The sequence below is a fragment of the Paenarthrobacter sp. NPDC056912 genome (assembly GCF_042786555.1).
GTDB lineage: Bacteria > Actinomycetota > Actinomycetes > Actinomycetales > Micrococcaceae > Arthrobacter.
In genome coordinates this window covers 66,220-93,208 of sequence record NZ_JBHUCD010000016.1, presented here as the reverse complement: position 1 = coordinate 93,208, position 26,989 = coordinate 66,220, and the positions used below count along the sequence as shown (strand labels likewise).

The 26,989-nt window shown below is 62.9% G+C and carries 25 protein-coding genes; 16 read left to right on the top strand and 9 right to left on the bottom strand.

Annotated features, from left to right (window positions below; translation table 11 throughout):
- Window positions 1-11: 11 nt before the first annotated feature.
- The 6 genes from ACFRJ9_RS17315 to ACFRJ9_RS17290 form a co-directional block, all read right to left on the bottom strand.
- Window positions 12-155 (bottom strand): hypothetical protein, encoded by a 144-nt coding sequence (locus ACFRJ9_RS17315; RefSeq protein WP_377670362.1) that lies wholly within the window; start codon window positions 153-155, stop codon window positions 12-14.
- 692 nt (window positions 156-847) lie between these two features.
- Window positions 848-1,498 (bottom strand): hypothetical protein, encoded by a 651-nt coding sequence (locus ACFRJ9_RS17310; protein WP_377670360.1) that lies wholly within the window; start codon window positions 1,496-1,498, stop codon window positions 848-850.
- 11 nt (window positions 1,499-1,509) lie between these two features.
- On the bottom strand, window positions 1,510-3,846 hold the full coding sequence (locus tag ACFRJ9_RS17305) for a DNA/RNA non-specific endonuclease (RefSeq protein ID WP_377670358.1): 2,337 nt from the start codon (window positions 3,844-3,846) through the stop codon (window positions 1,510-1,512).
- Window positions 3,847-3,870: 24 nt separating this feature from the next.
- Window positions 3,871-4,212 carry a DUF6507 family protein gene (locus ACFRJ9_RS17300; RefSeq protein ID WP_377670355.1) on the bottom strand — a complete coding sequence of 114 codons (342 nt, stop codon included), beginning with the start codon at window positions 4,210-4,212 and terminating at the stop codon, window positions 3,871-3,873.
- Window positions 4,213-4,229: 17 nt separating this feature from the next.
- Window positions 4,230-4,541: a pore-forming ESAT-6 family protein gene (locus tag ACFRJ9_RS17295; protein WP_377670353.1), complete on the bottom strand. Its 312-nt coding sequence runs from the start codon at window positions 4,539-4,541 to the stop codon at window positions 4,230-4,232.
- Window positions 4,538-4,876, bottom strand: a complete 339-nt coding sequence (locus tag ACFRJ9_RS17290) for a hypothetical protein (protein WP_377670350.1) — start codon at window positions 4,874-4,876, stop codon at window positions 4,538-4,540. The genes ACFRJ9_RS17295 and ACFRJ9_RS17290 overlap by 4 nt, the downstream gene beginning before the upstream one ends.
- Before the next feature lie 458 nt (window positions 4,877-5,334).
- On the opposite strand from ACFRJ9_RS17290, the gene ACFRJ9_RS17285 reads away from it, so the two are divergent.
- The 6 genes from ACFRJ9_RS17285 to ACFRJ9_RS17260 are packed head-to-tail and all read left to right on the top strand — an operon-like array spanning window position 5,335 to window position 13,192.
- Window positions 5,335-5,601: a hypothetical protein gene (locus ACFRJ9_RS17285; RefSeq protein ID WP_377670348.1), complete on the top strand. Its 267-nt coding sequence runs from the start codon at window positions 5,335-5,337 to the stop codon at window positions 5,599-5,601.
- The gene (eccD, locus tag ACFRJ9_RS17280) at window positions 5,598-6,956 is read left to right on the top strand and encodes a type VII secretion integral membrane protein EccD (RefSeq protein ID WP_377670346.1); all 1,359 of its coding nucleotides are present in this window, start codon (window positions 5,598-5,600) and stop codon (window positions 6,954-6,956) included. Before ACFRJ9_RS17285 ends, eccD begins: the two co-directional genes overlap by 4 nt.
- Window positions 6,949-7,986 carry a MinD/ParA family protein gene (locus ACFRJ9_RS17275; protein ID WP_377670344.1) on the top strand — a complete coding sequence of 346 codons (1,038 nt, stop codon included), beginning with the start codon at window positions 6,949-6,951 and terminating at the stop codon, window positions 7,984-7,986. Before eccD ends, ACFRJ9_RS17275 begins: the two co-directional genes overlap by 8 nt.
- Window positions 7,987-7,990: 4 nt before the next feature.
- Entirely contained in the window at window positions 7,991-11,941 is a 3,951-nt protein-coding gene (gene eccCa / locus ACFRJ9_RS17270) for a type VII secretion protein EccCa (RefSeq protein WP_377670341.1), read from the top strand.
- Complete coding sequence (locus ACFRJ9_RS17265; RefSeq protein ID WP_377670339.1) at window positions 11,931-12,311, top strand: hypothetical protein; 381 nt, start codon at window positions 11,931-11,933, stop codon at window positions 12,309-12,311. Before eccCa ends, ACFRJ9_RS17265 begins: the two co-directional genes overlap by 11 nt.
- On the top strand, window positions 12,308-13,192 hold the full coding sequence (locus ACFRJ9_RS17260; protein WP_377670336.1) for a DUF6177 family protein: 885 nt from the start codon (window positions 12,308-12,310) through the stop codon (window positions 13,190-13,192). The genes ACFRJ9_RS17265 and ACFRJ9_RS17260 overlap by 4 nt, the downstream gene beginning before the upstream one ends.
- 25 nt (window positions 13,193-13,217) lie before the next feature.
- Here the strand turns inward: ACFRJ9_RS17260 and ACFRJ9_RS17255 are convergent, their stop codons facing one another.
- Window positions 13,218-14,483: a MinD/ParA family protein gene (locus ACFRJ9_RS17255; RefSeq protein WP_377670334.1), complete on the bottom strand. Its 1,266-nt coding sequence runs from the start codon at window positions 14,481-14,483 to the stop codon at window positions 13,218-13,220.
- Window positions 14,484-14,591: 108 nt separating this feature from the next.
- Between ACFRJ9_RS17255 and ACFRJ9_RS17250 the strand changes: the two genes are divergently transcribed.
- On the top strand, window positions 14,592-14,831 hold the full coding sequence (locus ACFRJ9_RS17250; RefSeq protein ID WP_377670331.1) for a hypothetical protein: 240 nt from the start codon (window positions 14,592-14,594) through the stop codon (window positions 14,829-14,831).
- A gap of 77 nt (window positions 14,832-14,908) precedes the next feature.
- Here ACFRJ9_RS17250 and ACFRJ9_RS17245 read toward each other — a convergent pair whose 3' ends face one another.
- Window positions 14,909-15,943, bottom strand: coding sequence for a LacI family DNA-binding transcriptional regulator (locus tag ACFRJ9_RS17245; RefSeq protein WP_377670329.1), 1,035 nt, complete (start codon window positions 15,941-15,943; stop codon window positions 14,909-14,911).
- Window positions 15,944-16,145: 202 nt separating this feature from the next.
- Here ACFRJ9_RS17245 and ACFRJ9_RS17240 point away from each other — a divergent pair, with 202 nt between their 5' ends.
- The 5 genes from ACFRJ9_RS17240 to ACFRJ9_RS17220 all read left to right on the top strand — a co-directional run bounded on the left by ACFRJ9_RS17240 (window position 16,146) and on the right by ACFRJ9_RS17220 (window position 23,334).
- On the top strand, window positions 16,146-17,462 hold the full coding sequence (locus ACFRJ9_RS17240; RefSeq protein ID WP_377670327.1) for an ABC transporter substrate-binding protein: 1,317 nt from the start codon (window positions 16,146-16,148) through the stop codon (window positions 17,460-17,462).
- 61 nt (window positions 17,463-17,523) lie between these two features.
- Window positions 17,524-18,453: a carbohydrate ABC transporter permease gene (locus tag ACFRJ9_RS17235; RefSeq protein WP_306879921.1), complete on the top strand. Its 930-nt coding sequence runs from the start codon at window positions 17,524-17,526 to the stop codon at window positions 18,451-18,453.
- Entirely contained in the window at window positions 18,450-19,280 is an 831-nt protein-coding gene (locus ACFRJ9_RS17230; RefSeq protein WP_064723688.1) for a carbohydrate ABC transporter permease, read from the top strand. Before ACFRJ9_RS17235 ends, ACFRJ9_RS17230 begins: the two co-directional genes overlap by 4 nt.
- A gap of 28 nt (window positions 19,281-19,308) precedes the next feature.
- Entirely contained in the window at window positions 19,309-21,891 is a 2,583-nt protein-coding gene (locus tag ACFRJ9_RS17225; RefSeq protein ID WP_377670324.1) for a family 78 glycoside hydrolase catalytic domain, read from the top strand.
- A gap of 243 nt (window positions 21,892-22,134) precedes the next feature.
- Window positions 22,135-23,334, top strand: a complete 1,200-nt coding sequence (locus ACFRJ9_RS17220; RefSeq protein ID WP_377670472.1) for an MFS transporter — start codon at window positions 22,135-22,137, stop codon at window positions 23,332-23,334.
- Here the strand turns inward: ACFRJ9_RS17220 and ACFRJ9_RS17215 are convergent.
- Complete coding sequence (locus ACFRJ9_RS17215) at window positions 23,312-23,770, bottom strand: MarR family winged helix-turn-helix transcriptional regulator (protein WP_377670322.1); 459 nt, start codon at window positions 23,768-23,770, stop codon at window positions 23,312-23,314. The genes ACFRJ9_RS17220 and ACFRJ9_RS17215 overlap by 23 nt on opposite strands.
- 453 nt (window positions 23,771-24,223) lie before the next feature.
- On the opposite strand from ACFRJ9_RS17215, the gene ACFRJ9_RS17210 reads away from it, so the two are divergent.
- The 4 genes from ACFRJ9_RS17210 to ACFRJ9_RS17195 all read left to right on the top strand — a co-directional run bounded on the left by ACFRJ9_RS17210 (window position 24,224) and on the right by ACFRJ9_RS17195 (window position 26,772).
- Window positions 24,224-24,718 carry a DUF805 domain-containing protein gene (locus ACFRJ9_RS17210; protein WP_377670320.1) on the top strand — a complete coding sequence of 165 codons (495 nt, stop codon included), beginning with the start codon at window positions 24,224-24,226 and terminating at the stop codon, window positions 24,716-24,718.
- Between the two features lie 121 nt (window positions 24,719-24,839).
- Window positions 24,840-26,057, top strand: coding sequence for an L-2-hydroxyglutarate oxidase (gene lhgO, locus ACFRJ9_RS17205; protein ID WP_377670318.1), 1,218 nt, complete (start codon window positions 24,840-24,842; stop codon window positions 26,055-26,057).
- Window positions 26,058-26,133: 76 nt separating this feature from the next.
- The gene (locus ACFRJ9_RS17200) at window positions 26,134-26,343 is read left to right on the top strand and encodes a hypothetical protein (protein ID WP_377670315.1); all 210 of its coding nucleotides are present in this window, start codon (window positions 26,134-26,136) and stop codon (window positions 26,341-26,343) included.
- A 126-nt stretch (window positions 26,344-26,469) separates the two neighbouring features.
- Window positions 26,470-26,772: a DUF4193 domain-containing protein gene (locus tag ACFRJ9_RS17195; RefSeq protein WP_377670312.1), complete on the top strand. Its 303-nt coding sequence runs from the start codon at window positions 26,470-26,472 to the stop codon at window positions 26,770-26,772.
- Window positions 26,773-26,989 lie beyond the last annotated feature (217 nt).

Genomic DNA, 26,989 nt, shown 5'->3' with positions numbered 1-26,989 from the left:
GAGCGTGGGCGTCACTTGGCGCCGAAGAGTTTCCTGCCGATCTTCGCGAGGACACCCGGTTCTTTTGACGGGTCAATGAATACCGGTTCTGCGGAGAAGTCGGTGCCTGTGTCGGTGACGGGGAGGCGTTTGTTGTCCCAATCGACGGTTTTCATTTGTGGATTGTATATGGGAGGGATCATTCCTTCAGCTCGGAATACTTCCCGCATCCATGGTGGAATATTTTCTGCTGTCCTTGGAAATGTTCTGAGGTCCTGGGCCCAAGTCGCCCCATCTGCGGGCCGATCCGGGATTCTAGCGAGCGTCTCAGGCCGTATAAGTTCTTCATCAAAGACATCAATATAGTTTTCGCCTGCCTGCGAAATTTGTACTATACAACTCGTCCATGTTCCTTGGCCAATTTCATAGGATGAACGTCGCAACTCGTACATCCAGTTGGTGGTGCTCTCTTCGGAAAAAGCTACAGAAAAATCTTGACTCTTGGGTGCTCCTCCAAGCCAACTTGCTTCTGTCCTTCGGGACCAAGCTTCATGCAGGACCGCTGATATTCTGATTTCATCGGCAACGAAACCGGCTCCGTTCAGGGAAAAGGCCTCATGGTGTAGTCGGTCAAGTCCTGCTAATACATGCGGCGAAGTAAGTCTAAATCCATGTGGCATTTCTAGTCTTCCGTATCGCGCAAATTATCGAATCGGTTGATTTCGATTTCCGCTGTTGGGTGCCGGCGATTTTGGGGGAGCGTCGTAAACGGCGGATTCAAGTCTGGGGCTTCTGGAAGCCTGCGATTTGGGCCGGGCCGGTTTTGAAGGCGACAGTGCCGGCAGGTACGCCCTTTGGAGCGTTGGCGTTACTTGGCGCCGAAGAGTTTCCTGCCGATCTTCGCGAGGACACCCGGTTCCTTTGACGGGTCAATGACCACCGGTTCAACGGAGAAATCCGTACCATGGTCATTGACGGGGAGGCGTTTGTTGTCCCAATCGACCGTTTTCAGTTGTGGATTGTACACCGGTGGCGTCAAAGCATCTGCACGGAGCGCATTCCACATCCATTCCTGAAGATTGTCCTCTGTGCGAGGGAAGGCTAAAAGATCCGCCTTAACGGACTGCCCTGATGCCGGGCTGTTGGAAATTTTCGGATCACCGAACATGCCGCGCGTCAGAATTTCGTGATCGAATGCTTCGAGTCGCCCTTCGTCGGACGGGAAAAGGAATACCCTGAAGGTTTTCCATGCGCCGAGTCCTGGAGCATACAGCTGTCGTCTGACTTCCATCAGCCAGTACTCAAGAAGTTCAGAAGGAAAATCAGCGTGCCATCCACGGCCGCCCCACCGACCGTCACGGCATACATCGACGTAACGCCTCGTCGTATCTTGAGACATAAGCGAGGTGCTTACGACTTCCTGAGCGCCAAAGCCTAGTCCAGCCTCGGAGAATGTATGCTCCTTAAGGCGAGCCAGCCCCTGTTGAATAAGCGGATTGTCAACGATCGAATCTTGCATCGAGAGCCTCTCTACTTGGGGAACTCAAGATTTGGGAAGAAGTCATCTTGAATCAAGTCCTCGTCAAATGAGTGAGACACCTTGAGTCCGCTGGGCAGTCCGGGATTAGGTCCTGGGATGGCTTCTACCTTTAGGTGCAAGTCTAGGGGTTGTCCGGTGTCGACGCGGTGGAGGGCTTTTGTCATCAGGTCTCTTTCGAGCTGGTAGAAGGCCAGGGTGTTGGCCGGTACGTTGGGGATTCCGTGACCTCGGTTTTGGAACATGAGTTGGGCGAGGAGGTTGGCGCCTTCGCCGGGGCCGGCGAAGAGCGAAGCGATGAGGTGGCCGCCGTCGTAGCCGGACCCGCCGACGCGTCGGCCGGCGAGTATTTGCTGCCAAGCGCTGCGGTTAATGTCGCCTTTGAGGAGCCCGGTGATGTGCGCTTGGACGCTTTTGGGCTTGGCGAACTCGTCGGTGATTATTGTGAAGTGGTTCTCAAGTCCGCCGTCGGCTTTCGCGACGACGTTGTAGGTGACGTTGGGCACCCGCTTGTTGAGTTCGGTTGACCACGCCCCCTTGATGCCTGCGTAGGTGTCCACGCGTTCCACCCGGCCTGTGGCGTCTGTGTAGAACTTTTCCATCGTGTTGGCTGTGTGGCCGCCGGCACCGTCTTTCATTTTGGTGCGGTGGTCGATGATGTATTCGGTGTTGGGGTGCAACCCGGTCCTGGCCGCGAAGTTGTCTTTGCGGCTGACTGGGAAGACGTCGTGCCCATGCTGCAGGACAACGGTGTTGGTGATGTTGTTCTGTGGCGGGAAAGGATCAGGGGTGACAGTTGGTGGCGAAGCCGAGGTACGGTTCTCAAGGTGAGGACCGGAGCCACCCTGTGCGTGAGGGGTGTTCTCCCGGATGCCTGCAGCTGTATGGTCCAGCCAGTTCGGCAGTGCACTGTTGCCCGCGGTTCGGCTAAGCACCCCGCTGGGGTCCGGGTGCAAGGTGGTTGGAAGGCTCGCTTCGGCGTTTCGCAGGCCCTGGGCAATGTGGTTCATTCCATCGGCCGTGGCGTGTTTCGCTCCGCCCATGACGTCCGCTGCCCCGGTTTTCGCGTCAAGGAGGGCGGCCCACATATTCACTTTTGCCTGGGTGATTCCGTCGAGGACCTTGGTGGTGGTTGCTGGCATCATCAAATCCGACAGTTTCAGTGCCAGGGTGCCGGGCTTATCCAGGAACAGGCCGGTCCGGTGCAATCCGTTGGCGGCGTTGCTGAGAGCCGAAGAAAGCCCGCCAAGCCGGGAACTGTCCATAGTGGCGATGCTCAGCCGTTCGGCGGTCAGCCCCAGTTTCCCGGCTGTTGATCCTGCTTTGATGCCGGCGCCGGTGCCGCCGGCGAGGAGGGATGCGACGTCGAATCCGGTGGCGCCAGCGGCGTGCCAGGGGTCGGTGGCCCAGTCGTCGTAGTGGATGGTCTCCTTCAGGGCCCCGCCGACAGTGAGGACGGCGTCGAGGTCCTCGGCGGTGGTGTCCCGGAAACCGCGGTCGATGACGGCTTTGGTGGTGACCGCCGCGGCGCCCAGGGCGAACATTCCCTGCCAGGCCTGGGTTTGTTTGACTTTGTCGGTGGTGCCCAGCAGGGTGTGCAGGCCTTGCCCGGCGCCGAGCAGGGCGCTGACGAACCCCTGCCCGGCCGAACCGGGCCCGCCCAGGCGCAGGGACACGTTCGGTGGCCCCCAGGGCAGGTCGGGGAGGTCCTGGTCGGTGCCGAAGAAATGCTGGGCGTGGGTCAGGCCGTTGGCGATCAGGTCGGTGGAGCCGTCAAGGGTGGCCCGCGGGATGGCCGGGGCGTTGTAGCGTTCGCCTCCGGTCAGGGCGCTTAGTTCCGTGGCGCAGGCGGCGTCGGAGTCGAGAATGGCCTGGGCCAGGGCGCTGGCCTTGTCCATGGTTTCGCGGTGCCGGTCCACGATGTTCAGGTGTGATTGCCAGTCATCGTTGCCCCCGATGAGCCCGTCCAGGGCAACGATGTCTGCCCGGAGGGCGGTGATGCGCTGTTTCAGTTCCCTGGCCCGGTCCGCGTAGGCGCCCAGCACGGCCGCGGCTTTGCCGGTCAGGGCGGCCAGGTCCTGGGAACGGGAGAGCACCGGATTGAACCCGGCCAGGACCTGCCCGGCCTCGGGTGCCTCGTACGCCCCGGACAGCCCGGCCCAGGACCGGGCAGCGTCGTTGACACCGGAATGCACAGCATCCCCCGAAGCCGCCAACGCCCGCGCATGGGTATCCAACGCCTCAGGATCAGGCAACGGCGGAAGCCCCTCGACACTGATCCCCGACGCCCCGCCACCAGCAGCACACACATCCCTGAAATCCACACTCATCAAACTTCTTCCTGGTCCCGGGGGCTACCGCGGCCCGCCGACGCGGCCCTGCAGGTACACGGTCGCTGCACTGGACGCGGCGGCAGAGGCCATGGACATATCCCCGCTCACGTAAAAGGTCACCGCTTCGGAGGTCCCGGACAGGACCGTGCTGCTGCGCTCGATCACGTCTGTGCTGGCACGAACCAGGCCGTTTTCCACGAGCGCCCCGAGGGCTTGCTGGACTTGGCCGGAGGGAACCGCTGTAGCGATCCCTTCCACTGCGGCCTGCATCGTGGACAACGGAATGTCCAGCCCGGCAACTGATCCGGCGGTCAAGGAGATCACCGCCCGCGCGGTGCCGACGTCGATGTTCCAGACAACCATTACTGTGAGATGCCGGTTTAGCCGATGCTCTGCACGGCGTTGCGGGCAGAGGTGGCGGCGGTAGTGGCGGTGTCGTCGTTCTGGGCCAGGGTGGTCCGGACGAGTGCGATGATTCCGCGTACCTCGGCGGCGGCGGCGCCCCAGCGGGCTTCGACTGCCTGGTATTCGGCGTCCACGCCGTCGGCGCGGAAGTCCGCCATGGCTTGGTTCACGTCGGATTGGCGGGCTGCGATGAGGGTTTCCAGTTGCGCGGCCAGGGCTTGGATGTCGGACTGGACCTGGGCGGAGACGTTGGTGTCGTAGCCGATGCGGTTGCTGGTCATGGTCATGCCCGTCCTTGGAATCGTGCGGCGTCGAAGTTCGCTGAGCCTTCGGAGCGGCGTGCGTTGTCCGAGGCTGCGAGGTCGCCTTGGGTGAAGGCGGTATTCATCCCGGACTGGCCGTGGACGATCGCGGCCAGGGCGGTGTTCAACTCCGAGGCCACCAAGTCCGAGCGTCCTTTGAATGCGTCAAACGCGGCCTTGCCGGCTCCGCTGAATTTGCCCTCCAACGGGGTCACGGCGTCCACGAAACGCCGCACCAACGCGCCGAGGTCCTGATGCGAAGCATCTGTTTGCTTGGTGAGGTTGCCGAGTGTCTCGGCGCCCATATCGAAGATGGCCATTGAATCCCCCAAAGAGAAGTGGTCGGTCGTTGCGGCGCCGAAGCACATTAACAGAATGGTCAACGCGGGTTGTAAAGTCCAGTCGATGCAGTAACAGGTGACAAAAACTTTATGACGTTCCAGTCACATCCACGTGGCGTACAAAGTCGTGCTGGGCTTCACGATGCCTCACCTGAAGCGGTCTAGGTGCCGAAGAAGGCGGTCTAGGTGCCGTTTTGGGTCCGCCTAGGTGGTGAAACACCCCAAAATGAGTGTTGCCGAAATCCGTCTAGGTGCTTCGTCGGTAACCCGCATGACGTCGCGGCTCCACAGCCAAATCCGGCACGTCAGCGATCACGGTCCTGAAGTAAAACTTGAACTGATGAGGTGCTAAGGTCTGGTCCGTATTTAGTCGGTGCCATGGTCTAGGGTTGATGGCATTATGACGCCATACATGAGCCTGATTGGGGAGGCCGAACATGGCTGAAGACTACGATTCCCGCCTGCTCGAATCAGCACGTGCGCGGAAACACAGACTCGACGATTCCCTGCTGTTTGGGCAAAACCCGCAGGAACGTACTTACAAAACCGCGACAGCGCGATTGATGCAGTCCCTTTTGATCGCAGCGCTCATCGCGGCCATTTGTGTTGGCTTCAGCTTCGTCCAGCAGTTGCTCAGCGAACAGGCCGCCAAACAGGCAATGCCATCGGCAGTAGCCGTAAAACTAATCGAAGGAAGCCTATGAGTGCGGCCCTGAGCCGGGTTACTGTCATTGCTGCCCACCGGCACCTTGACCTGCGACTCCCGTCCGATGAGCCTTTGGCGACGCTGATCCCACAGATCCTGGACCTGATGAACCAGGTCACGGACGGTGAGACGGTGAGTTCTGCCCGCGGCGGGACCACCCTGCTCACCTCCGCGGTGCTGACCACCAGCATGGGCATCACTGTGGAAAATTCGTCCACGCTTCGCGAGGCAGGCATCTCAGATGGCTCCATGCTGTACCTGCGCGACGAACGCAACGTTCCGGCCGCGCCGGACGTTTACGACGTTCCCTCCTTTGCCGCAGACTCGACAGAACGCCTGCCGGCGCTGTGGACGGGCAACCTCAGGGTCATTGGACTCTCCGTGGTGGCCGGCTTGCTATTGGCGGCGGCGGGCTCCTCGTTCGTGGTGGTCCTCCGTGGAACGGGCAACAAGAATGCGGCGCTGATTGGCATCGCAATCGCTGCCATGCTCATGATCGCCGGCGCTGTTACTGGCCGCGCACGCTCCACTCCCGCCGGCTTGGCGCTGGTGTTCGCGGGCCTGGCGACCGCCGCGTCAACAAGCTTCATCGTGGCACCATTCGCAACCGGTGCGTTGCTCCTGGCCGCCGCATTGGTGGTTGCCTTGGCTGCCTCGGCGGCAGCAACGGGGAAGTATGTCCCGTTCCTCTCCAGCGCAGGCTTGCTGCTTGCATTGGGGGGTATGTGGGCGTTGCTGGCCTTCAGCACGCGCGACCAGCCGCTCTCGGCCGGAGTGACGGGCGTTGTTGCGATCTTTGCGTTGGGTGTCGCACCCCGTTTGGCCACGATCCTGACGGGTCTGAGCGGATTGGACGACGACCAGCGGCAAGGGAAACGGATTACCCGCAGCACCACGCTGGACGCTATCCACGCCGCTCAGGCCACCTTGACCGGCTGGACCTTGACCGCGGCGGCGGTTGCCTGCGTCGCTGTCGTGGTTGTCGCAACGGCGAAGAACAGACCAGTCTGGGCGGTCCTCTTGTCCGTCGCGCTGCTGGGGGCGTTGACGTTCCGCGGCTTGGCTCTTCCCCTGGTTGCCCAACGTGCCGGCCTTTACGTCGCAGCGGCCGGGGCCTGCTGGGGTGCTACCCAGGTTTTTGCGCTGGCGACCAAACAGCCGCTGCTGCTGGCAGTCGCGGCCAGCTTGGCAGCTCTGGTTCTTGTTGCCTCGATCCTCAAAGTACGGGATCAGACCGCTGCCAGGCTTCGCGTCATGGCCTCACGACTCGAACTGATCTGCGTCCTCGCCACTATTCCGCTGGTTCTGGGACTTTCCGGCGCCTATACACAACTAGGACAGACCTTTGGCTGAACAACCGCGCTCAGGCTTCCCGCTCGGCCAGCCGGGCACCGACTCGCCGGTCCTCCAGACAGCGCTCAGGACGAGGACACGCACGACGCCGGTGGGCGGCTTCCCGGGGATGGGCACCGCAGCCAGCCCGCCGCCGTCGAGCCGCCCCGCCGCTGCACCCACAGCGGGACTGGCCACCGCGCCACACAAGAAGAGCCCGAGCAAGAAGAGCGGGGACACCTGGTGGGAGCGTGTCCGCTTTGAGGTGACCGACGCTGTGACCTCCGGGGCGCTCTCGGAGCGATTGATCCGTGCAAGCTCGGCAGTCGAAGCCCCCATCACCACCGGACGACGCATTGTGGTGTTGGGAACGGCCGGGGGAGCGGCAACCACCACGGTCGCGTCGTTGCTTGCCAAGCTGATGGGCAGTATCCGGCAGGAACCGGTCATGGCCGTGGACGCCACCGATCACAGCGGGAATCTCCTGCGCTGCCTTGGGGCATCGCAGGCCGCGCCACTGACAACCCTCATGCGGCAATTCCGAACCCAGCCTGTCCGGACTTTGCCCGACGCCGTCAAGAACGCCGCGTCCTGCGGCAACCAGGTGTTCGCCGCGGGCAGGCCGGACGTGCCCGCCTTCGCGGACGCACCCCTTGGATTGCAGGAGTGGACGGATGTCTCGTCAACATTGTCGCGCTTCATGGCAGTAACAATCGTCGACGGCGGCGCCTCACCATTGTCCCGGCACGCGGCGGCGCTGCTGGAAACGGCCCACGCCGTGGTGCTGGTTTCACCGCCGGGAAGCGTCGAGGCAGCTAAACTTGCCTCAATCCAGGGATCCCTTGCTGAGACGTTTCCGGACGTTCACCAGGTTCCCGTAGTAGTCCGTTCCCGGCAGAATCACGAGGCAGCCTCGAGCGACGGCGTGCTGTCCTATGATCGGCATCTGGCCAGCAGCAGCGGCCTGCAGCTCAGAAAGCTGGGCTCCCGCACCAGGATCGCGGCCACGGAACTTACCGGCAAGGCCTTGATGGCCGCCAACAGGGCGTAAGCGCATGACCACACGAATAGTTCACCGCCCTGCGCGGACCACCCTTCCAGAGCGGGCGCCCGGGGCCGCACTCCTGGACGCGCCACCGCAGCTGGCCGGCGGCGCGGGCGGAATGAACCTGCTGGCCCTGGTTCCCATGCTGGGAGCCGCAACATCGGTGACCGTCATGATGCTCTTCCGAGGATCGTCCCTGGCCGGTATCGGCGCGATCATGATGGTGGCCACCGTCCTGGCGTCTGTGGTGCTCATGTTTTCCCAGCGCGGCAAGGCGACCAGGCAAAGGGCTGCCAAGCGCCGGCTCTACATGGACTACCTTCGCCGCCGACGAGCCGACTTCGAATCTGAAGAGCTGCAGGCACGCGATGGATCCAACAGGGCCCACCCTCCGGTGGATCGCCTGGTGGAGTGCGTGGTCAACGATCCCCACCGGCTGTGGGAGCGCCGCCGCACCAGCCCCGATTTCCTGGTGACCCGTTGCGGCACCGGCAGTGTTCCCCGCCGTCCCATCACGGTCCAGGACAGCGGGGATGCCGTTGAACGCCCGGATGCCTTCATGCTTTCCGAAGCCGAACAGCTTCGCCAACGCTTTGGCAGCAATCCGGACATGCCCCTGACGCTGCCGCTGGGTTCGGTGTCGGACGTATCGATCGTGGGGGACAGGGACACGGCGCTGATGCTGTGCCGGAGCCTGGTGTGCCAGCTCGCGGCCGGGCAGTCTCCGGAGGACGTGGAACTGGCCATTGTTACCGGTGACGCCGAGGTGAATGACTGGGAATGGACCAAGTGGCTGCCCCACCTGCAGGACCGTGGAACTCCGCGCCGTGCCGGGTCCCTGGCCGAGCTGGCCGGCCTGCTTGAAGGCTCCATGGCTGCCCGGCTAGCTGCCGTGAACAGCGCCTCCCGCAACTTCCAACGGGTACCCGCGGATGCCCTCCCACGGCTGATCATCATCACGGACCTGCCTGGGCAGAACGCTTCAGCGCTGCCCGGTATCCCGGCCGACCTTCCCTTGTCCCGCCTCGCTGTGACCCGAATCCATGTGCTGGCTGAACAGCAGCAGGAGCCAGAGCGTGTGGACCTCCGCCTGATGGTGGCACCCGGCACCTTGAGCATGGAAGCTACAGCTACCGGCCACACCATTCGGGGCATTGCTGACGAAGTACCTCCGGTGGTGGCCGGATCCGTTGCCCGGGCCTTGGCTCCACTCCGACTCTCCGAGTTGTCTCACGAATTCGGGGAACACCGGTCTTCGCGCAGCTATGCAGAAGCTCTGGGCCTCACCGACTACACAGCCGAGGCGATGATCCAGTTGTGGAAGACCCCGCGAGGCTCGGATTTCCTGCGAGTAGCCATCGGAGAAGACGAAGACGGCACGCCCATCCACCTCGACCTGAAGGAACCCGCCCAGCAAGGGATGGGACCCCACGGACTCTGTGTTGGCGCTACCGGCTCAGGAAAGTCCGAGCTGCTGCGCACCATCGTCTTGTCCTTGATCGCTACCCATTCTCCCGAGGACCTCACCATGGTCCTGGTGGACTACAAGGGCGGTGCGACGTTCGCGTCCTTCGAAGAGGCGCCACATGTGGCCGGCCTTGTCACCAACCTGGTTGGTGACGCCAGTTTGGTGGACAGGATCTATTCCAGCCTTGCCGGCGAGGTCAAACGGCGCCAGGAGTTGCTGAAGAGCGGCGGCGACTTCGCGCACATCAACGATTACCGTAGCGCCCGCAGCAGGAACCCGGATAACCCGGCGCTCGCGGAGCCGTTGCCCTACCTTTTCGTGTGCATCGACGAGTTCGGGGAGCTCCTGACCGCCCGTGCCGATTTCATCGACCTCCTGCTGTCCATCGGCAGGATTGGCCGCTCCATCGGTATTCACCTGCTCCTCGCGTCCCAGAAAGTGGAGCAAGGCATGCTCCGCGGCCTGGACACCTATCTGGCGTACAGGATCGCGCTGCACACCAACTCGGAGAGTGAAAGCCGGACCATCATCGATGTGCCCGATGCCTACCACCTGCCCAGCGCCCCCGGGCACGGCATCCTCAAAGTGGACACGAGCGTCTTCAAACGATTCCGAGCAGTTTACGTTTCCGGTGCCCTGCCTTCGCAGGATGACGACGCCGGCGCGGCGGTCCCGGAGGCCGTCCCTGTGCGCTCCTTCCGCTTGGCTGCGGAGCCGGACACTGAGGTGCCGTTGATACGGAGCGGTCCTATCGAAGCCGACCGACCTCCGGGGAAAGCCAACAGCGCAACCATCCTCACCGCCGTCGTGGGTTTCGCCGCGGAACAGCCGCGACAGACCCAACCGGTGTGGCTTCCGCCGTTGCCTGTTGCTGTGTCCTTGGCCGGAACCGGCGCCTCACTGGACCTCACCTCAACAGGCCCACGGCTGGCCCAACCACGGTACCTGAGCCCCGCCGTGGGCATCCTCGACGACCCAGCCCGGCAATGGCAGGGGCCGTGGCACCTGGACCTGTCCGCCCGCGGAGGCAACCTCGCCATCATCGGGGCACCGCAAAGCGGAAAATCCACGGCACTGCGTACCATCGCAGCATCGCTGGCGTTGAGCCACAGCGTGGAAGACGTCAATATCTACGCCGTAGACCTGCTGGGAAACGCGGTGGCGGGCCTGGCCGAACTGCCCCATTGCAGCGGTGTGGCGGGCCGCGGAAACCGCGAGCTGCTTCGCCGGACGGTGGAAGAAGTCCAAGGCCTGCTGAACGTTCGTCAGGCCGTGTTCGACCATCACAAGCTGGATTCACTGCAATCGATGCGGGGATTGCGGTCCCGGGGTGGGCTCGGCGAGCTGGGATGCACGGACGCGTTTCTGTTCATCGATGGATTCGGAAGCCTGACATCTGAATTCCCCGAGCTGGAAGACGCCATTCACGACGTCATGACGCGCGGGAGCACCCTGGGCGTGCACGTGGTGGTCAGTCTGCGCAATTGGTCCGAGGTGCGGATGGCCCGACAATCGTTATTGGGAACCAGGATCGAGCTGCATCTTGCCGATCCCGCGGATTCCATCGATCGTCGCCTGGCCACGACTCTGGGTGCCAACCGGCCAGGGCGGGCGCTAACGCTGGAGAAGACGATCGGACAATTCTCCCTGCCGTCGTTGGCCACCCACCCGGACCGCGACAGTACCGGGCAGGAACTGGCGGACCTTGCCGCGGTCCTGCAAAAGTACACCTCCACAACAGCTCCTCCCGTACGCGTCCTGCCGGGCATGACGCGGCTTCCGAAGGATTACCATTCGGTTCGCGGCAGCATTGCGTTGGGCGTCAGGGAGCACGACGCCGGCACAGAGAGCCTTGATCTGTTCGGCGGGGACAGGGGAGCGGTGATCATCGGTGACCCTGAGACCGGCCGTACGAACCTGCTCCGGACCGCAGCGTCCCAGCTGATGGCTGCCCACCAGCCGGGCGACGTGGCCTTCGCAGTGTTTGATCCCCGCCAGCAGTTGCAGGACTTCATCCCTCAAAACTACTTGGGCGAATACGCATCCAACGGCCAGCGGGCTGCACACCTGGCGGAGTTCCTTGCGGGCCAGGCGCGGGATCGGCTGGGCGACGGGAACGGCGCACCGGTCCGGACGCCAAAGATCGTCCTGCTGGTGGACGACTATGACATCCTCGCGGCCACGGGTAACCAGCCAATGAAAGCCTTGGCAAGCTACCTTCCCTCCGGAGCCGACATTGGACTCTTCGCGATGGTGACCAGCAGGACCACAGGGGCCGGCATCATGATGCACGACCCCTTCATCGCCGGCCTTCGAGCCGCCGGCGCACCAGTGGTCATGTTCTCCGGCGACCACTCCGAGGGAGCGATCGCGAACGGTGAGCGACCCGTCCCTCTGCCTACCGGACGGGCCAGGGTTCTCCGGACAAGCCGACCCCCTGTTACAGTCCAGACCTTCCACCACGGCCTTGAGGTTGCCAACCATGAGCTATGACTTCCACCTGATTTGTGATGAGGATCCTCGCGAAGGCAGGTTTGCCTACGCCTCCGCGCAATTCGAGGACAAGTTCCAGGTCACCGCCGTGGCGGGCTCCGAGAACTCGGTGGTGAAGCTGGTGGGAGAGGGGCTGGGGCTGATCAGCGTCCCCACCCTTACTCCAGGTGCCGAGGTGGGCAGGATCTTTGGCGAGGATGTGGCCAAGCAGCTCGCAGGAGACGCCTGGGTGTCCGAGGTCAATTGCCCGCATGACAAGGACACTGCCGAAGCCGTGCGGTCCTTCTTGATGATTACGGTCATCGGGACAAAAGGGCTCCTGATTGATCCCCAGTCCTACGAGGTCATCAACGCCGAGTGGGGCTCATGACGTCGCTGGTTCCTGTCTCAACTCCCGCCCGGCGACCATGGCTCAGCAGCTCGCTCCGTGGGGAGTTGGAGCGCGCAGGCGTGGCGACGTCCGGGACCGGTGTGGCTGCACTGCAGACACACGCTGATGCGGCTCCCAGCTACCCGCTGGTGGCGTTCCTCAAAGCCGCGAGCATACCCTGGGTCACCGAAGGTCCGGACGGTGACCTGCATGAAGTGGCGGCGGCTGCGGTGAGTGAAGCGCCCGTGGCTGGTCCCGGCGTCGGGCTTTACGGCAGCGTGCTGCACGCGGCTACGGGGGACTTGGTGCTGGGCAAGTTCACCACCCGGATGTTGGCAGCTGCCGGGTGTTCGCCGGCGTTCATGGGTGCTGCGGAACCGTTGCAGCAGCCCTGGGATGCGGTAGCGCTGACGGCGTGGCTGCGGCCCACCATGCCTTTGGGGATCGCACTGGTGTCCGGGGAAGGATTTGCCGGCATTGTCACCGCATACCGCACTGAGGCCGGAGTACTGGAGTCCTTCGATGTGCTGATGGCAGCACGTTTGGGGGGAGTTCGTCTTCCGGAGCGCAGCGCGCTGGGGTCCGCCGCCGTGGATGCCAATGCCCAGGGATTCGGGATGGACCTGCATTTCGGGGCCGTTGGGCTTCGTGTGCCTGCGGGCAGGGACGCGCTCAGGGTACCCCAGTTGCTGGTCCTTGGACCTTCCCTGCACAAAGGTGGGGCAGCCGTAGCGGATGGGCACGCCGGCGTGGACGTTGAAGTCCTGGGGAATGCGCCCTTCCAGCACCTGGCCATCCGGTACCCGGCAGCATCTTCCTGGGACGGTGGAGAAGCCCGCGGGCTGCGGGAACGGATCCTGAACGCAACGTCCGCAGGCTAGTCCCGCAGCCTTGTCCGCAGCGGGTCTAGACGTACCCATCCACGATCGCCGCAGCGATCTCCTTGTACGCCCGGCGCGTGCCGGCCGAGATCTTGTCCAGTGAAATGCGGTCGCCGTCCGCAACTCCGCGGTCGTGCGGCACAGTGATGAGCTGGCGGCAGAAATCTCCCAGGTGCTCTTCGATGGCTCGCTTGTTGACGCGGCTGGATACTTGGTCCTTGTCCGTGACCACCACGACGGCGTTCCGGGCGAGGTTCTCGTAGCCATGATCGGCCAGCCATTGAAGGGTGTTACGGGCACGTTTGGCGCCGCTTACGGCGTAGCCGGAGGCGATGACCAAGTTGGTGGCTTCCGGGAGCACGCCGGCCATTGCCGGGTGGGACACGCCCGTGCCGCAGTCAGTGAGTGTCACCGAATAGTACTGGGACACCAACTGCTTGATCTTCAAGTACTCGGCGGCAGTGAGGGCATCCGACAACGCTGGATCCTGCTCGCCGGCCACCAGGTGCAGCCTGTTGGCGTGGTGCATGTAATCGGTGAGTGTGGTCAGGGACGTGATGTGCCCGATGTCCCGGACAATGTCCGTGATGGTTCGAGGCTTTACCTTTTGGTACAGCATTTCACCCAACGCGCGTTCAGCGAGGTCTCCGCTGTCAGGGTTGGCATCGATGGCGCACGGGTGGTCACCGCGGTATTCGGCAAGGATCATGCCAACGCCGACTGTTGTGGACGTCTTGCCGATGCCGCCCTTGAGGCTGAGGATGGCGGTGTTGAAACTGCCCGAGAGCGGGCGGGCGATCCTGCGCTCCAACTCGGCCTCGTCCTGGTCCTTGGCGCTGGGCCCGAGGTTCACAAACCCACCCGTTGCCGCGTAGAGCGCGCCGCGGATGCCGCTGGTGGGCCGGGGCCTGTCCGGCCGGACGAATTGGGTCTCAAGGTGTGCCGAACCGTAGGGCGGGCTGGCGGGAGCGGGCTCGGCGGCGGGCTGCCGGGGTGCCTGTGCCGGGGCAGATACCTCGGGCGCCTGGGCGGGCGCGGACTCCGCTGCGCCGGGGAATCCTGTTACTGCTTCTGCGCGACCGTCCGGATGAACGTGGAACCGGCCCGCCTGGCCTTTGACGTGGTCGATCGCATCCGCCAGCACGGGAGCTCCGGAGGACTTGGCATACTGCGCAAGTACATCAATGGCCGCTGAGTAAGGATCAATTCCCTCGGGCGGTGAAATGGTCTCACCACCAACAGTTACCTTGCCGTCGGCGAACACTTCAACGCGTGTGGCCCCCAGTTCCATCGCTGCACCCTTCGATATTTCCGCTATGCATCATGGCGACGCTCCAACCAGTGATACTAGCCGGGCCGGGCTGCAGGGTCATGTCACAGGGCTTCCCAAGGGGTGGTTGTGGAAAACGGATCAATGCCTGCCGGCAGTCCTCGCCATCAGGGCCTGGAGATCCTCGGCGACCTTTGCGACCTCCCGCTGCCTGGCGGCCCGGGTCGGCTTGGATCCATGGGTGGCTTGGCGCGGGGGCCGGGTGGAGGTACGGGCTGGTCGGTGGATTTGGGGATCTCGCGCGGGCGCGTCGACAGTGACGGTTCCCTGCAGAGGATCGTGAAAGAGCGGGAGGTTCATGATCCCTGATCTTGACACAACGGCAAGGTCGCCGAAATGGACAACTGCATATCATCCTTCTGGTGCGCTGTGCAGATGTCTATGCGTCACTCGGAGCCGCGCGGTCCTGCCGTCGTCTTCCGGACAATCAACTTCGGCGGCACCAGGATGTGCTTGGATTCACTGCGTCCCTCAATCCGTGACAGGAGGAGCTCGGCCGCTTGCCGCCCCATCTGAACGCCGGACTGATCCACAGTGGTCAGACCGATGGGTGGAAGTGATGCGGACGGGACGTTGTCGTAACCCACCAGGGAGATGTCCGCGGGAATACTGATCCCGGCATCGAACAGGCTGGTGAACGCTCCAAGGGCGGCGACGTCCGCGCCGCCGTGGAGGGCTGTCGGGCGCTGTGCCAGTGGCCGCTGAGCTATTGTCCGCCCCGCTTCCAGGCCGCTCTCATACCCCCAACGACCAAGTACGTGATCAATCCATTCCTGGAGGCCGTGCTTCTCCATGGCCAGGTTGTAGCCGTGCCGGCGGACTGTCTGAGGCATGCCTGGCTCACTCTCCGGCATGGTGTTGGCGAGCATTGAGATCCGCTGGTGCCCCAGCCCGACGAGGTGGTCCACAATGAGCGCGCTGCCTGCGATGTCATCGCTGGCAACGGTGTCAAAGTAGTCGGCGGGCCCGTGCCTGCCGAGGACCACCACCGGCATGGTGCGCCCTAGCTGCTCCAACTCCTCGTTGGGCCCGAAGGGGGCGATCAACAGGAGCCCGTCCATGCGGCGATCCACCATGGCCTCGATGAGTTTCCTCTGCGCATCGAGCCCCTGGCGCGCCTGGCCTATCAATACCTGGTATCCGAGTTCATCGGCGACATCGCGGATGCCCTCCACCAAAACGGAAAAGAAGGTGTTGGAGAGGTCTACCAGGAAAACGCCCAAGGTGTAGCTGTTGCCGCGCATGCCCCGGGCAAGGGCCAGCGGGCGGTAGCTGAGAAGTGCCATGGACTCTTCCACTTTGGTGCGCATCGCAGGGCTGACGCCGTACGCGTTGCGGAGAACTTTGGAAACGGCCGCGCGCGAAACGCCGGCGTGCTCAGCGACGTCGCTGATCGTGGCGCGTTTAAGCGGTTCAGTCATTGGTTTCCCCTCCGGCATTGCCCTTCATTCGTAATTGTAGATTGATCTACGAAAAAGTCTTGGCAACGACTGTGACATGACTTACAGTAGAAAAACGTAGACCGATCTACACAATGGCATCGCAGGACTGGCCGCGAGGTTGAAGAGTCCTTTTGAAACGTTCCACGAACTATGGAGTCCGTGGCTTTACGAGGAGGTAAAGATGGCCGCAATGAGCAAGCAGCGCTGGGCCGCTCTGGCTGGGGGAGTGACAGTCCTGGCGCTGGCTCTGACCGGTTGCAGCGGAGGCAGCAACAACAGTGCCGGCGACGGTAAGACCATCACCTGGCTGGTGGACAACGCTGAGAACACCGTGGCTGCCGCAGAAAAGGTCGCCGAAGAATTCACTGCCGCCAACCCCGGCATCAAGGTTGAGGTGGAGACCCGCCCGCAGGGCGGGGACGGTGACAACATCGTGAAGACAAGGCTGTCCACCGGCGACATGGCCGATGTCTTCAACTACAACACCGGCTCGCTTCTGCAGCAGATCAATCCCGAGCAGAACCTGCAGCCCATCACCAATGAGTCCTACCTGTCCAACGTGACCGACTCCTTCAAGCCCGTGGTGACTTCCGGCGGCGAAGTGTATGGAGTGCCGTTCAGTACCGGGATGGCCGGAGCGGTCCTTTACAACAAGAAGGTCTACGAAAAGCTCGGACTCTCGGTCCCCAAGACGTGGGACGAGTTCATGGCCAACAGCCGCAAGATCAAGGACGCGGGAATCGCGCCGATCATACAGTCGTATCAGACCACCTGGACCTCACAGCTCTTTGTCCTGGGCGACTTCGCCAACGTAGTGACCGCGGACCCTGCCTTCCCGGCTGATTACACCGCCAACAAGGCCAAATTCGCCACGAACGCGGCGGCGGTCAAGGGCTTCGAACACCTTGAAGAGGCAGGAAAGGCCGGCCTTTTCAATGAGGACTTCGCTTCCACCACCTACCAGCAGGCGCAAGACATGCTGGTCAATGGTCAAGGTGCGCAGTACCCGATCCTGAGCTTCGCCCTCAACAACATCAAGGTGAACTACCCGGACAAGCTGAACGATCTCGGGTTGTTCCCGCTTCCCGGCGATGATGCGTCCAAGAACAAACTGACCGTCTGGATGCCGGGCGGCACATACATTCCCAAGTCCACCAAGAACCTTGAGGAAGCCAAGAAGCTCCAGGCCTTCATCGCCAGCAAGGCTGGATGTGATGCGCAGACGGCAGCAGTCGGTGCGGCCGGACCGTACCTGGTGAAAGATTGCGAGCTTCCCTCGGACGTGCCGGATGCCGTGAAGGACATGCTCCCGTACTTCGAGGACGAGGCCAAGAACAGCCCCGCGCTGGAATTCCTGTCCCCGGTCAAGGGTCCTGCCCTTGAGCAGATCACCGTCGAGGTCGGTTCGGGCATCCGCTCCGCCAAGGACGGCGCCGCCCTCTACGACGAGGACGTCAAGAAGCAGGCCAAGCAACTGAACCTGCCCGGCTGGAACTAACCTCCGAACCCTACAAGCCGTCCGGACCCTTCCGGTCCGGACGGCCCTTGGAGAGATTCACATGACACTGAACACCGCACCAACGCCGACGGCGGTACGTCCAGTACCGCAGGCCGCCCAGCCCAAGCGCCGCAAGGGCAAGTCGCCCTACCCCTACTGGTTCTACCTCCCGGCAGCAGTCATCTACACCGCACTGTTCCTGGTCCCCACCATTGTGTCGTTCTTCTTCAGCCTGACGCGCTGGAACCTCAGCGAATTCACCTTCATTGGCTTGGACAATTTCGTACAGTTCTTCCAGGAGCCGGCTCTGATCAAGGGCCTCACCAACACGTTCATCTACGGACTAGTGACTTCCGTCCTCAAAGTTGTCCTGGGAATGCTCCTGGCTGTCTTGCTGACGTCCCAGATCATCGCCCGTGGCTACTTGCGTTCCGTGATGTTTTTCCCCGTCCTGCTGAGCAGCATCGGCGTCGGCATTGTCTTCACCGCCCTGATGGACCCCCGCAACGGCATGATCAACGAGGGCCTGGCGGCCATCGGCATACAAGGTCCCGCGTGGCTCACCGACCCCGCGTGGGCACTGATTTCCGTCGCCTTGGTGGACGTCTGGAAAGGAGTCGGCCTGGCCACTGTTATCTACATTGCCGGCATTGTCTCCATTCCGCAGGAGTACTTCGAAGCCGCCAAGATGGACGGCGCCAGCTCCTTCAAGAGCTTCTTCAACATCACCCTGCCGCTGGCACGTCCCGCCACGGCAACGGTCATCATCCTTTCCCTCATCGGCGGCCTGCGCTCCTTCGACCTGATTTGGGCCATGACCAAGGGCGGGCCGGGCTTCACGTCCGACGTCATCGCCTCCGTTATTTACAAGCAGTACCAAGCCGGCTTCTACGGCCTCTCCACCGCAGGGAATGTGGTCCTGTTCCTGATCGTCACGGCGATCATCCTGCCCTTGTCCATGTTCCTGAACCGCAAGGAGGTCGAACAGTGACCACCGCCCTCAAGCGTTACGGCCTCGGAGTCCTGGCCATCGCCGTCAGCGTCGTCGTCTTCATCATTCCCCTGCTCTTCATGGTCCTCACAGCCGTGAAGGACCGGAAAGAAGCAGCTAAGCTCGATTTCGCGTGGCCCAGCAATTTCCAGTTCGTGGAGAACTTCACGCAGGTGCTGTCCGCCCGGAAATTCATGTTGGTCACCGCTTTCATCAACAGCACCATTTTGACCGTGGCCAGCGTGACCATCCTGGTGATCCTCGCGGCCATGGTCGCCTGGGTCCTTCAGCGCCGCAAGTCACGGTGGAACGGTGTGGCCAACTTCCTGATCCTGTCCGGACTGATCATCCCGCCCGCCATTGTGCCCACCATCTGGGTGCTGCAAAGCATGGGATTGTTCAAGACGCTCCCTGGCCTGATCCTCATCGAAGTGGCGTTCGGCCTGTCCTTCTGCGTGATGCTCTTCCGGGCATTCATCGCCTCCATTCCCAAGGAACTGGACGAAGCCGCCGTGATCGACGGTTGCGGCCCCATCCGCCTCTTCTTCAGGGTGATCTTCCCGCTCCTGCGCTCGGTCATCATCACGGTGATCGTGGTCCAGTCAGTGCATATCTTCAACGACTTCCAGAATCCGCTCTACTTCCTGCCGGGAGACGCGAACGCCACTGTGCAGCTGACCCTTTTCAACTTCCAGAGCCAGTTCACCACCAACTACAACCTGCTCTTCATGAACATCCTGCTCATCACAGTCCCGCCGTTCATCATGTACCTGTTCTTCAACCGCCAGATCGTCGCAGGCATGACCGCCGGCGCCGTCAAGGGCTGACCCACACCCCACCAAGGAGACTTCCCCTATGCCCGCCACCGTGCATCCGGCAACGTTCGAACACTTGCCCCAGCCTCTCGGCATCGGCCTCGCCACACCGCGCATTTCCTGGAAAACCAACGCCGAACCCGGCTGGGTCCAAGAGGCCTACCAGGTTTCAGTGAACACCGCCGATGGACAGTGGACGGGTGAACGGATCGAATCCGCAGAGTCCGTTGTGGTTCCGTGGGAAGCCAGCCCCCTGAAGTCCGCCCAGCGCGCCGAAGTCAGCGTCCGCGTGTGGGGGGCCGGGGACCAGGTGCCCAGCGAATGGAGCCAGCCATCCGCCGTCGAAACCGGTCTCCTGGAGCCCGGCGACTGGACGGCCACCGCCGTCACCCCGGCGTGGGACGAGGACCCGGACACTGACCGCAGGCCGCCGTTGCTGCGGCGGGGTTTCAGCGTTGACAGGCCAGTAGCCTCCGCCCGGCTGTACGTCACGGCCCATGGCTTGTACGAGGTGGAGATCAACGGCGTCCGCGTGGGGAACGACGCGCTTTCGCCGGGCTGGACGGTCTACGGCGAGCGACTGCGCTACTACACCTACGACGTCACCGGGCACCTGTCCGACGGCGACAACGCCATCGGCGCGCTGCTCGCCGACGGTTGGTACCGCGGCCGGATCGGTTTCAAAGGCGGGTACACCAACCTCTACGGAGACAAGGTCGCGCTGCTGGCCCAGCTCCACATCACGCACGACGACGGTTCGGTCACCGTGGTGGGCACGGACGAGAGCTGGAAAGCGTCCTTCGGGCCGATCCTCCTTTCCAGCCTGTACAAGGGCGAAACGTACGATGCCCGCGAACTGCAGTCAGGCTGGAGCAGCCCTGGCTTCGACGACTCAGGCTGGGAGCCGGTCACCGGCGTCGAACGCGATCCCAGGACCCTGGTGGCGCCGGAAGGTCCGCCCGTCCGCTGCACCGATGAGCTCCGTCCGGTGAGGGTGTGGGCCTCTCCGCTGGGCAAGACGCTGATCGACTTCGGCCAAAACCTGGTGGGCCGTCTCCGGATCACGGTCCGAGGGGAGGCAGGCTCCACGGTCACGCTCCGTCACGCCGAGGTCCTGCAAGATGGTGAGCTGTACACGCGCCCGTTGCGTGGTGCGGACTCCACCGATCACTACACGCTGGCAGGGAACGGCGAAGAAACCTGGGAGCCGCGGTTCACCATCCACGGCTTCCGCTACGCCGAGATGACGGGCTGGACCGGCGAGGACATCGCGCAGAACGTTGTAGCACGGGTGTACCACACAGATATGGAGCGCACCGGGTGGTTCGAGTCCTCCAACCCGGACCTGAACCGGCTGCACGACAACGTCCTGTGGAGCATGAAGGGCAACTTCGTGGATATCCCCACGGACTGCCCGCAGCGCGACGAGCGTCTGGGCTGGACCGGTGACATCCAGGTCTTTGCCCCGACGGCCAGCTTCCTCTACGACTGCTCCGGCATGCTGTCCTCCTGGCTCAAGGATGTGGCCGCCGAGCAGCTCCCGGACGGCACCGTGCCCTGGTACGTGCCCGTCATTCCGGGCGGCAACTACTGGACGCCCATCCGCCCGGGCGCGGTCTGGGGGGACGTGGCGGTGTTGACCCCCTGGACCCTCCACGAGCGCTTCAATGATCCGGGCATCCTGGCCGCACAGTATGACAGCGCCAAGGGGTGGGTGGATCTCCTGGACCGGCTGGCTGGCCAGAGTCGTCTGTGGAACGGGAGCTTCCAGCTGGGTGACTGGCTCGATCCGACCGCCCCACCCGAGGACCCCACACAAGCCATGACGGACCCGCACCTTGTGGCCACCGCGTACTTCGCGTGGTCTGCACGGCACCTCGCACGGACTGCCGCCGTCCTGGGCAAGCCCGACGACGAGCTGCACTACTTCACGCTGTCCCGCGCTGTGGCCGACGCCTTCGCGGCTGAGTACATCCACCCCGACGGCATCATGACCAGCGACGCCCAGACGGCTTACGCGCTGGCGATTGTCTTCGACCTCTTCCCTGATGCTGACTCCAAAGCACGGGCCGGTTCCCGCTTGGCGGAGCTGGTCCGGGCCAACGGCAACCGTATCGGCACCGGATTCGCGGGTACGCCCGTAGTGTCCGACGCGCTCACCATTGCTGGCGAGATCGACGCCGCCTACGATCTGCTGCTGGAGAAGGAATGCCCGTCCTGGCTCTACGCCGTGGGCCAGGGCGGAACCACCATCTGGGAGCGTTGGGATTCCATGCTTCCGGACGGCTCCATCAACCCGGGCGAGATGACGTCCTTCAACCACTACGCCCTCGGCGCGGTAGCTGACTGGATGCACAGGGTAGTTGGCGGCCTCGCTCCGCTTGAACCCGGCTACCGGAAGATCCTCGTCAAGCCCCGGCCCGGTGGCGGCCTGACCTCGGCTTCGGTCCGGCACGAGACGCCGTACGGTGCAGCTTCGGTGCAGTGGAGGATCGACGACGGCGGCCTTACCGCCGTCGTCGAAATTCCCACCGGGACCACGGCGCGAGTTGAGCTGCCGGGCGAAGAACCCGTTGACGTGGGGCCGGGCCGCCACGAGTTCGCTGCGCAACTGGTCTTCTAGCGGCAATGTGAGGAGCCGGGCAGGGAATGTCCTTGCCCGGCCCTTCGCTGTCTGGGTTGCCCTGCTTGGTGTGCCTTGCCCTGACAGGAACTGGCAGTACACCTCACAGCAGGCACTCCCACCAGCAAGAAGAGGCTGGTTATCTGGAACGTGCACCAATCTCCTGCCCAGAAGGACCCCTCACGTGACAGACATCAACGCGCTCCCGGCGGCCCAGCGGCTGGGGTGTCGGCAGTGAAGCACATGCTTTCGTCGTCGATGGCGTTGCTCTGGGGGCTGCAGTTTGCCTTCCTCACCCCAGCCTTGGCACTGATGCTCGTAGACCTATTCGACGCCTCGCCCGCCGATGTCGGGTGGGTGCTCGCGCTGTACAACGCTGGTGGTTTCCTCGCGTCGTTGATGATCCCGGCGCTCGCGGACCGGAAGCGCGACTACCTGCGGCCGATGCTGCTCTGTGCTGTTTTGGCCTTGGCACTCCCTGCCGTGCTGGCCTTCACGTCCTCCCTGCCAGTGGCTGTGGTTGCCCTGTTGGCATTGGGAGGCCCATCCGGCGTGGGGATGTCCCTCTTCTTCGCCCACCTCAAGCACTCTGGAGCAGGTTCCCAGGACGTCGTCTCCATGCGCGCGATCGTGTCGTTCGCCTGGGTTGCCGGACCACCGCTGGCCACCTTCATCGTGGGGTCCTACGGCAGCCGCGCGATCCTGTTGGCCCTTGCTGCTGTGGCACTGTTGAACATCCTGACAACGGGGGCAGCATTTCGTCGCAGCAAAGCCGTCCCTGAGCTCGCAAAAGCGGCCGGCACTTCGGAGGACGGCCGCGCATCCTCCAGGATCGCCGTCGTTGGTGTCGTGGCCGGGTTCATCATTCTTCAGGCCACCGATAGCAGCTCCGTGACCATCATGGCCCTCTTCGTCGACCAGAAAATGGGCGGGCAGCTCATGTGGGCCGGTATTACCTTGGGTGTCGCCGCGGCGCTGGAGATCCCGGCACTCCTGCTGATCGGGCGCATGAGCAGGAAAGCCTCGGAGAAATCGCTGATCGCGTCAGGATGCCTTGCCGGGATCGCCTATTACGCCGGGATGACGTTTGCTGCGGAGCCCATCGCTCTCATCTCCCTGCAGGTCCTGCACGCGTGGTTCTTCGCGGTTGTGGCGGGCGTTGGGCTGACCCTTTTCCAGCGGATCATTCCCCGCCCTGGTTTGGCGGCCGGCCTCTTCACGAATACCCGAAGGATCGGCGCAATTGTGTCCGGCCCCATCATCGCGTTTGGGTCGATGACGGCATTCGGCTATCAGGGCGTCTTTGCCGTCTGCGCCGTGCTGACGCTGGTGGCCTTGGTGCTCATGGAAATCACGTCAAGGACCGGCAAGGCCGTGGAACCTGCACGTCGCGCCAGATCCTACGAATCCGACCGCGAAGTCAGCCCCACAACGCCTTCTTGAGCAGTGCCCTCAGCTGGGCATTCTCGTCCTCGCTCAGTGCCGCGAGCTGGGTCTGCTCGCATGCTTCGAGCGCGGCCCGCGCCTTGTTGTGGATCCTGCGGCCCTCGGTGGTGGAGACGATGATCTTGGCGCGTCGGTCCTGTTTTCCCTGGGTCCGGTTGACCAGGCCGCGGTGCTCAAGATCGTCCACCAGGCTGACCACCTGGCTGGGGTCCAGGCTGAGGAAATCGGCGAGTTCGCGCTGCGTCGGTTCCAGTCCGCTGCACGCGATTGTCAGCACGGAAAAGTACCGTTCCCTGAGTCCGTAATCCGCCAGTGCCCTGTTGTTCAGGAGGGAACCCGTTGCGTGCAGTTTGGCCAGCAGCAGACCCACGTCGTTGCCGATTTTGGCCGTGGCCAGGCGCGGGGTTTCCACTTCGGTGCTTTGCGGGCCCATGACAACTCCAATAGTGATGAAAGGCAATAATTCACGTTTTCAATGATCCATATTCTCACTGATCACGATAAGGATCTCACGATGCAGCAGGATCGGCCCCACTGGCGGTCTTAGGGTGACGCTCGCTCACTTATCGTGGGTTTTTGGGTGACGCTCGCTCACTTATCGTGGATGTTGCCGTCCGGAACTTTCGGCGCGCAGGCGAGTATCGCCGTCGAACTTTATGCGGAGGGTGAGAGAGCGTTTGGAAATTGGCGCCGGGAAGGGAGAGAGGGTTCCGAAAAGTTTGTCGGGAAGTGAGAGAGCGTTGGGAATTGGGCGACATAATCCGTCAACGGGCTAAATCCCGGTTAATTTTGTCCAACGAACTGCCTTATCGGCGCCGGGGGCATTACGATGAGCACGACTCATCACTGAGTACTACTCACCACACCTAACCCGGGGGATATACCAATGAGCTACCCGCAGCAACCGCAACAGACCCAGCCGTACGCCGCACAGGCCGGCGAGCCGCCGCTCTGGGCTCCGTACTACGGCGCACCGATCGGCGCAGCTGTAAAGCGTTTCTTCAAGAAGTACACCGACTTCACCGGTCGTGCCAGCCGCAGCGAGTACTGGTGGTGGACGCTGGTTTCCGTCATCGTCAGCACCGTGCTGAACACCCTTGCCACGGTGGTCGGCTCTGCCGGCGCTACCGTTAGCGATGCCGGAACGGTGACCCTTGGCGGTGGAGCCATTGCGTTCTACGTCATCCTGGGCATCTGGGGCCTGGCAACAATCATCCCGTCCATCGCCCTGCTTGTTCGCCGCCTTCACGACGGCAACTTCAGCGGCTGGCTGGCACTGCTCGTCTTGGTGCCGTTCCTTGGCGCCCTTGCCGTGTTCGTGCTCTCGCTCCTGCCGTCCAACCCGGCCGGCCAGCGTTTCGACCAGCCCCAGGCTGCCTAGTAATCCACGTTCCAAACAAGAGGGGCGGCACGCAATGTGCCGCCCCTCTTGCGTGCCCCCGGAACCTGCCCGTGAAATGCTGTGACTGGCACGGACCGACCCCAACGACGAGGAGCGCCGCATGTCCGGGAACACCGGATCCAGGAAGATCAAACGCTGCGCGGTGGTGGGCGGCGGGATTATCGGCGTCGCTGTCGCGCGGGAACTCGCCGCCAAGCTCGACGACGTCCAGGTCACCGTCTACGAGAAGGAAGACCGCCTCGCGGCACACCAGACCGGCCATAACTCGGGCGTTGTCCATGCGGGCCTCTACTACGAACCCGGCGGACTGAAAGCAACGCTATGCCGCAGGGGAGTGGAGTTGCTGCAGGAATTCTGCGCAGCGAAAGGCCTGCCGTATGAGGCCTGCGGCAAGCTCGTCATTGCCCAGACGGCCGAAGAAAGCAGGCGCCTGGACAGCATCTTCGCGCGCGCCACAGCCAACGGGGTGCCTGGTGCCCGGATGCTTTCGCGGGGGCAGATCAGCGAGGTGGAGCCGAACGCCGTCGGGCTTTCTGCTTTGCACTCGCCGGAAACGGCGATTGTTGACTATGCGGCCATCACCAACGCGCTCGCCGACGACGTCCGCGCCTCGGGCGGGACCATCCGGCTGGGGCAGGAGGTCACCTCCCTGGAACAGCAGATGAGCGGCGTGGTGGTTCACACGAAGGAAGGCGGCGAACACTTCGACCTTGTGGTGGCGTGCGCGGGCCTGCAATCCGACCGTTTGGCGGAGTCTACCGGGGAGCCTGCAACACCACGCATCGTCCCTTTTTTCGGACAGTATTTTCTGCTGGGAAAGGAAGCCCGCGAGAAGGTGAAGGGCTTGATCTATCCGGTGCCGGATCCCAAGCATCCGTTCCTGGGCGTACACCTCACTAAACGCATTGACGGCGAAATGATGCTCGGCCCGAATGCCTTCATATCTTTCGGCCGCGAATCCTACGCGTGGAATGCCGTGAATGTGCGTGACGTGCTCAATTACACGCTCTTCCCGGGTTTTTGGAATTTCGCTCGCCAGAACGTGCCGTCGGCCGTCCGTGAATTTCAGACCGTGGTGAGCAAGAAGAAGTTCATCCGTGAGGCCATGCGGTTCGTGCCGTCGCTGGAGGGCGCAACGATTCTTCCGGGGACCCGCGGTGTCCGCGCCCAGGCGATGAACGGTGACGGTTCGCTGGTGGACGACTTTGTGATCGCACGACGCCGGGACGCGGTGATGGTGCGCAACGCGCCGTCGCCAGGGGCTACGTCGTCCATGGCCATCGCGGAGTACATCGTGGAGCAGGCTTTGCGGGACTGAGGGGCGGGCGGAACAGTTAACAAGTCCGTGACGCAGCCGAAACGGCACCCACATCCGGCCCGGTTACCGTTGCCGCATGATCGCATCCCTGGCCTCGTTTGCCACCTCAATCGGCACCACCCTGGCGGCATGGATCGAGGCCGCCTACGTTATGGACTGCGCTGAACCAGAAACCGACGAGGGACTTCGAAGCGATTGGACGTGGCTTCCGGCCCTGAGCGGGGTCACCGTTGCCAGCGCCCAAGCCATTCAGGCGCACGCGGGAAGGGCCCGTCCAAAGCCCTAGGGCCGGCGTCGAAAGCTGCACAATGTCGCGTTGGGCACAGTATTCGTTGATCACGTGTACTATGCCCTAAACTGCTTCACTGAGGTGCCGGAATAGGCACTATGCAGCAACGAAAGCGAACCCTCAATGGCTACTGATTACGACGCCCCGCGCAAGACAGAAGAAGAGTCTCCCGCTGAATCACTTGAGGCACTCCAGGCATCCCGCGGGAACGGTGCACAGACTGCAGTCATCGACGTCGAGGAAAACGATACCGCCGAAGGAATTGACCTTCCCGGCGCCGATCTCTCCGGCGAAGAACTGACCGTCATCGTGGTTCCTGAACAGTCCGATGAATTCACGTGTGGCTCCTGCTTCCTGGTCCGCCACCGCTCCCAGATTGCGTTGGAAAAGAACGGTTTGAAGTACTGCAAAGACTGCGAAGGCTAAACTCCAGGCAAACGCATTTCCCCTCGCCCCGCCAGACCAGGACCGGTCCGGTGGGGCTTTTGCGTTTCGCCTGGCGCAGGTAACGCTCAGGTGTCGTTACTTTCGATCACGAACATGGGCGCGATGACGTCCAAAACCGTCTGGAACCAGCCCCAAAACGGGCTTCCGATGACACTCCCGTGACCCCCGAAAGGCCCCCTTAACGGTTATGCGCCGA